Annotated in this window: 6 protein-coding genes; all 6 read left to right on the top strand. The window is 59.7% G+C overall.

What is annotated here, in order from left to right; translation table 11 throughout:
• The first annotated feature begins 239 nt into the window (after positions 1-239).
• The 6 genes from rnr to rplI all read left to right on the top strand — a co-directional run bounded on the left by rnr (position 240) and on the right by rplI (position 6,025).
• A complete protein-coding gene (rnr, locus tag AC07N4_RS19620) occupies positions 240-2,870 on the top strand; it encodes a ribonuclease R (protein ID WP_096819813.1) in 2,631 nt (876 codons plus the stop codon).
• Positions 2,867-3,634 carry a 23S rRNA (guanosine(2251)-2'-O)-methyltransferase RlmB gene (rlmB, locus tag AC07N4_RS19615; protein WP_096819812.1) on the top strand — a complete coding sequence of 256 codons (768 nt, stop codon included), beginning with the start codon at positions 2,867-2,869 and terminating at the stop codon, positions 3,632-3,634. The genes rnr and rlmB overlap by 4 nt, the downstream gene beginning before the upstream one ends.
• A 309-nt stretch (positions 3,635-3,943) precedes the next feature.
• The gene (gene rpsF / locus AC07N4_RS19610) at positions 3,944-4,372 is read left to right on the top strand and encodes a 30S ribosomal protein S6 (protein WP_007950702.1); all 429 of its coding nucleotides are present in this window, start codon (positions 3,944-3,946) and stop codon (positions 4,370-4,372) included.
• A gap of 28 nt (positions 4,373-4,400) precedes the next feature.
• On the top strand, positions 4,401-4,631 hold the full coding sequence (gene rpsR / locus AC07N4_RS19605) for a 30S ribosomal protein S18 (RefSeq protein WP_002551829.1): 231 nt from the start codon (positions 4,401-4,403) through the stop codon (positions 4,629-4,631).
• Between the two features lie 37 nt (positions 4,632-4,668).
• Entirely contained in the window at positions 4,669-5,559 is an 891-nt protein-coding gene (locus AC07N4_RS19600) for a YybS family protein (protein WP_493065811.1), read from the top strand.
• A 19-nt stretch (positions 5,560-5,578) separates the two neighbouring features.
• Complete coding sequence (rplI, locus tag AC07N4_RS19595) at positions 5,579-6,025, top strand: 50S ribosomal protein L9 (protein WP_008078307.1); 447 nt, start codon at positions 5,579-5,581, stop codon at positions 6,023-6,025.
• Positions 6,026-6,112: the final 87 nt, after the last annotated feature.

Below are 6,112 nucleotides of genomic sequence, written 5' to 3'. Positions count from 1 at the left end.
TTCACCATCTGGGCATCTCGGCAACGTGTGTACGTCGTCGATGGCGCGCACTATACGGAGCGTCTTTTTAACTGTAAACCCCTGCCAGCAAAAAAAATGATTTTTTTTACCAGCGGTGTTCAAAACGCCTTTCAGACGTCGATACAAGGCTCAAGACGCGCCTTATAGAGTCGGAAATTTCCCGTTTGATGGCGCCTATGCCAAACTAACCCGCATATAGACAAGGTGAAAACTCTCTAATGGCCGATTGGCAGTCCCTCGATCCCGAGGCCGCTCGTGAAGCGGAAAAATATGAAAACCCTATTCCCAGCCGCGAACTGATCCTTCAGCACCTTGCTGATCGGGGTTCGCCTGCTGCCCGCGAGCAACTGGTCGAAGAGTTTGGTCTGACCACAGAAGACCAGATCGAAGCCCTGCGCCGCCGCCTGCGCGCCATGGAGCGCGACGCTCAACTGATCTACACCCGTCGTGGCACTTATGCGCCGGTGGACAAGCTCGATCTGATCCTCGGTCGCATCAGCGGTCACCGCGACGGCTTCGGCTTCCTGGTGCCGGATGACGGTTCCGACGACCTGTTCATGAGCCCGGCGCAAATGCGCCTGGTGTTCGATGGCGACCGTGCCCTGGCCCGTGTTTCCGGTCTGGACCGTCGCGGTCGCCGCGAAGGCGTGATCGTCGAAGTGGTGTCCCGTGCCCACGAGAGCATCGTCGGCCGCTATTTCGAAGAAGGCGGTATCGGCTTTGTTGTCGCGGACAACCCGAAGATCCAGCAGGAAGTGCTGGTCACCCCGGGCCGCAACGCCAATGCCCAGATCGGTCAGTTCGTCGAGGTGAAAATCACCCACTGGCCGACTCCGCGCTTCCAGCCGCAAGGCGATGTGGTCGAAGTCGTCGGCAACTACATGGCGCCGGGCATGGAAATCGATGTCGCCCTGCGCACCTACGACATTCCGCACGTCTGGCCTGAGGCCGTTCTGAAGGAAGCCGGCAAGCTCAAGCCGGAAGTCGAAGAGAAAGACAAAGAGAAACGCGTCGACCTGCGTCATCTGCCGTTCGTCACCATCGACGGCGAAGATGCCCGCGACTTCGACGACGCGGTCTACTGCGAATCCAAGCCAGGCAAGCTGCGCCTGTTCTCCGGCGGCTGGAAGTTGTACGTGGCGATTGCCGACGTTTCCAGCTACGTGAAGATCGGCTCGGCCCTGGACAACGAAGCCCAGGTGCGCGGCAACTCGGTGTACTTCCCCGAGCGCGTGGTGCCGATGCTGCCGGAGCAGCTGTCCAACGGCCTGTGCTCGCTGAACCCGCACGTCGATCGTCTGGCCATGGTTTGTGAGATGACCATCTCCAAATCCGGCGAAATGACCGACTACTGCTTCTATGAGGCGGTGATCCACTCCCACGCCCGCCTGACCTACAACAAGGTCAGCGCGATGCTGGAAACGCCGAAAGCGACTGAAGGTCGCAAGCTTCGCGGCGAATACACCGACGTCCTGCCGCACCTGAAACAGCTCTACGCGCTGTACAAGGTATTGCTGGCTGCCCGTCACGTACGTGGCGCGATCGATTTCGAAACGCAGGAAACCCGGATCATCTTCGGTTCCGAGCGCAAGATTGCCGAAATCCGCCCGACCACTCGTAACGACGCGCACAAGCTGATCGAGGAATGCATGCTGGCGGCCAACGTGGCCACCGCCGAATTCCTGAAAAAGCACGAAATCCCTGCGTTGTACCGTGTCCACGACGGTCCGCCACCGGAGCGTCTGGAAAAACTGCGTGCATTCCTCGGCGAGCTTGGTCTGTCCCTGCACAAAGGCAAGGACGGCCCGTCGCCGAAGGACTATCAGGCCCTGTTGGCCAGCATCAAGGACCGTCCGGATTTCCACCTGATCCAGACCGTGATGCTGCGCTCCCTGAGCCAGGCGGTGTACAGCGCCGAGAACGACGGCCACTTCGGCCTGAATTACGAAGCCTATACCCACTTCACCTCGCCGATCCGCCGTTACCCGGACTTGCTCACGCACCGGGCGATCCGCAGCGTGATCCATTCGAAACAGGACACCCCGCACGTTCGCCGTGCCGGCGCGATGACCATTCCGAAGGCGCGCATCTATCCGTACGACGAGGCGGCCCTGGAACAGCTCGGCGAGCAGTGCTCGATGAGCGAGCGCCGTGCCGACGAAGCAACCCGCGACGTGGTGAACTGGCTCAAGTGCGAGTTCATGAAGGATCGCGTGGGTGAATCGTTCCCGGGTGTGATCACTGCCGTGACCGGTTTCGGCCTGTTCGTCGAGCTGACCGATATCTACGTCGAAGGTCTGGTGCACGTTACGGCGCTGCCGGGCGATTACTACCACTTCGACCCTGTGCATCACCGCCTGGCGGGCGAGCGCACCGGTCGCAGCTTCCGTCTTGGCGATACCGTTGAAGTACGGGTCATGCGAGTCGATCTCGACGAGCGCAAGATCGACTTCGAGATGGCCGAAAAAACCATCAGCGCGCCAATCGGCCGCAAGAAGCGTGGCACCGAAACGGCTGCTCCAGCGGCCAAGGCTGTGGAAGAAAAGGCTCCGGCAAAAACCGCCAGCCGTCGTCCGGCCAAGGAAAAGGTGGCCGAGGCTTATCGCCCGAGCGATGCCGTGGCGAAAAACGCCGAACTGCGCAAAAGCCGTGAAATGAAGAAGGCCTTGCTGGCCGACGCCAAAAACGGTGGTAAAGCGGCGTCCGGGGGAAAGACCGGGCGGTCGGCGCCTGAAAAGGCCTCCGGCGGCAAACCAGCCAAACCGAGCAAACACCGCAAGGGCCCGCCAAAAGCGGGTTCCGCTCCAGCCAGAAGCGGCGGGGCACGTAAACCGAAGGCGAAGTCATGAGTCAGTTGGAAAAAATCTACGGCGTTCACGCGGTAGAAGCGTTGCTGCGTCACCACCCTAAGCGCGTCAAGCAGATCTGGCTGGCCGAAAGCCGCAACGATCCGCGGGTGCAGACGTTGATCGAGCTGGCCAACGAAAACCGGGTCCAGATCGGTCAGGCCGAGCGCCGTGAAATGGATGCCTGGGTCGAAGGCGTGCATCAGGGTGTGGTGGCGGACGTCAGTCCAAGCCAGGTCTGGGGCGAAGCGATGCTCGACGAGCTGCTCGATCGCACCGAGGGCGCGCCGCTGTTGCTGGTGCTCGACGGTGTGACCGATCCGCATAACCTCGGCGCCTGCCTGCGTTCGGCGGACGCTGCCGGTGCGCTGGCAGTCATCGTGCCGAAAGACAAATCGGCCACCCTGACGCCCGTCGTGCGTAAAGTGGCCTGCGGTGCGGCGGAAGTGATTCCGCTGGTGGCCGTCACCAACCTCGCGCGCACCCTGGAAAAGCTCCAGCAGCGCGGGCTGTGGGTTGTCGGCACGGCGGGTGAGGCCGAGGTCAGCATCTACGACCAGGATCTGACCGGCCCGACCATCCTGATCATGGGCGCCGAAGGTAAAGGCATGCGTCGCCTGACCCGTGAACATTGCGACTACCTGGTGAACCTGCCGATGGCCGGTAGCGTCAGCAGTCTCAACGTGTCGGTTGCGACGGGCGTGTGCCTGTTCGAGGCCCAGCGCCAGCGCGGGGCCAAGGCCAAGGCGGCTGCCAAGAAGCCTTAAGCCTTACGCCGTCCAAAATGTGGGAGCGAGTCTGTTCGCGAAAGCGGAGTTACATTCGGCATCATTGTTGAGTGTTTCACCCAATCGCGAGCAGACTGCGCTCCCGCAGCGTTTTATGGCAGGGCGAAGTTTTGGTGGCTGTTCAAATAATCACCAATTGCCTTGCACCTCTTCTGTCCCTTCTCTACAATTGCGCCCCTTGCTGTGACGGCAGGCACGCATGTGCCCCGCGCCGGCAAGTCCATAAGTGTCATTCACTCCTTGTCTGACCGTTTTTGAGCGGCAGGCTACAACCCGTAAGGAGCATTCATGCGTCATTACGAAATCATCTTTCTGGTCCACCCTGACCAGAGCGAGCAAGTCGGCGGCATGGTTGAGCGTTACACCAAGCTGATCGAAGAAGACGGCGGCAAAATCCACCGTCTGGAAGACTGGGGCCGTCGTCAACTGGCCTACGCAATCAACAATGTTCACAAGGCTCACTACGTGATGCTGAACGTTGAGTGCACTGGCAAGGCTCTGGCCGAGCTGGAAGACAACTTCCGCTACAACGATGCAGTGATCCGTAACCTGGTCATCCGTCGCGACGAAGCCGTTACCGGCCAGTCCGAGATGCTCAAGGCTGAAGAAAACCGCAGTGAGCGCCGTGAGCGTCGCGAACGTCCTGAGCACGATGGCAGCGCCGATGGCGATGACAGCGATAGCGACAGCGACAACAGCGATAACGCTGACGAGTAATCCACGGACCTTTTAAGGAGCCTATCAAATGGCACGTTTCTTCCGTCGTCGTAAATTCTGCCGCTTCACCGCTGAAGACGTGAAGGAGATCGATTACAAAGATCTCAACACTCTGAAAGCCTACGTATCCGAGACCGGCAAAATCGTTCCAAGCCGCATCACCGGTACCAAAGCTCGTTATCAGCGTCAGCTGGCCACCGCTATCAAGCGCGCCCGCTTCCTGGCCCTGCTGGCCTACACCGACAGCCACGGCCGCTGAGACCGGGTAGTCGACAAGTAAGTAAGGGATCGAATGCATGCGTGCCTTAGCTGAATTCATCATGCGGGGGCGTATGCAGGCCACGCTGGTCGTGGCCGGATCTGCGGCATTGCCGCTGTTGTTCTGGTTGAGTGCCGCTGCAGGTTGCCTTGTGCTCCTGCGGCGCGGTTCGGACGCCTTGAGCGTCCTGGGTGTGGGAGTGTTGTCAGCGTTAGTGAGCTGGCACTACCTGAAAGACCCGACGGCACTGATTGTGTTGCTCGGGACCTGCAGTCTGGCGCTGGTTTTACGCGCCGGCCACACCTGGAATCGCGCGCTGCTGGTCAGCGTGGCCGTGGGATTGTTGATTGCCGTGAGCCTGGGGACTGTATTCAGTTCCTTCACCGAGACTCTGGCGCAGACGTTTGAACAAGTCTTGCCGCTGGCGATGGGTGAGGTCTACGAGAAATTCTCGGCAGATCAGAAGGCAATTCTCACTGCATTGGCGGTCCCACTGTCGATCATTTCGACAGCGGTGTCGTTGCAGGTTTTTAGCGTGCTGTGCCTGATTCTTGGGCGCTACTGGCAGGCGTTGTTGTATAACCCCGGCGGTTTCGGTCGCGAGTTTCGCGCCATCCGACTGCCGAAAAGCGTTGCGCTGTCGCTTCTGGCCGTCATGTGTGTGGCACCGTTCTTCGGTCTGCATGCGTTGGTCCTGTTGCCGTTGTGCAGCGTGCCGCTGTTCTTCGCAGGTCTGGCCTTGGTTCACGGGCTGGTGGCGCAGAAGCGGTTGGCCGGTTTCTGGCTGGTGGGGATATACGTGACGCTCGTGCCTTTCATGCACTTGCTCGGTCCGTTACTGGTGGTCTTGGCCATCGTCGACAGCCTGATTGATTTTCGCGGTCGTCACGTGTCGAAAGACACCGATAGCGCGAACGGTGAAGGTTAAAAGTTAAGAGGATTTTCACATGCAACTGATCCTTCTGGAAAAAGTCACCAACCTGGGCAACCTGGGTGACAAAGTGAACGTTAAGGCCGGTTACGGTCGTAACTACCTGCTGCCTTACGGCAAGGCTACCGCCGCGACCCCAGCAAACATTGCTGCGTTCGAAGAGCGTCGTGCCGAGCTGGAAAAAGCTGCTGCAGACCGTAAAGCATCGGCTGAAAGCCGTGCTGCCCAACTGGCCGAGCTGGAAGTGACCATCACTGCCACCGCTGGCGACGAAGGCAAGCTGTTCGGTTCGATCGGTACTCACGACATCGCTGACGCACTGACCGCCTCCGGCGTTGAAGTTGCGAAAAGCGAAGTTCGTTTGCCGAACGGCACCATCCGCAACGTGGGTGAATTCGACGTGGCTGTGCACCTGCACGCCGAAGTTGAAGCCACCGTACGCGTTGTCGTGGTAGCAGCTTAAGCAACACCTGATCGGCTGGCGGCTTGTCCGTCAGACGGTTAACATCGGGCACGATCCTGTTTACAGGTCGTGCCCTTTGTCTTTCTG

It is taken from the genome of Pseudomonas sp. GW821-FHT09E04 (assembly GCF_059416185.1).
The sequence above is the reverse complement of the archived record's forward strand: the minus strand, read 5'-3'. Positions and strand labels throughout refer to the sequence as shown.

What these genes read in the sequence shown, in the direction of transcription:
- rnr (WP_096819813.1), top strand. Translation starts at nt 240, where the DNA reads ATGGCCGATTGGCAGTCCCTCGATCCCGAGGCCGCTCGTGAAGCGGAA.
- rpsR (WP_002551829.1), top strand. Translation starts at nt 4,401, where the DNA reads ATGGCACGTTTCTTCCGTCGTCGTAAATTCTGCCGCTTCACCGCTGAA.
- rplI (WP_008078307.1), top strand. Translation starts at nt 5,579, where the DNA reads ATGCAACTGATCCTTCTGGAAAAAGTCACCAACCTGGGCAACCTGGGT.
- rpsF (WP_007950702.1), top strand. Translation starts at nt 3,944, where the DNA reads ATGCGTCATTACGAAATCATCTTTCTGGTCCACCCTGACCAGAGCGAG.
- AC07N4_RS19600 (WP_493065811.1), top strand. Translation starts at nt 4,669, where the DNA reads ATGCGTGCCTTAGCTGAATTCATCATGCGGGGGCGTATGCAGGCCACG.
- rlmB (WP_096819812.1), top strand. Translation starts at nt 2,867, where the DNA reads ATGAGTCAGTTGGAAAAAATCTACGGCGTTCACGCGGTAGAAGCGTTG.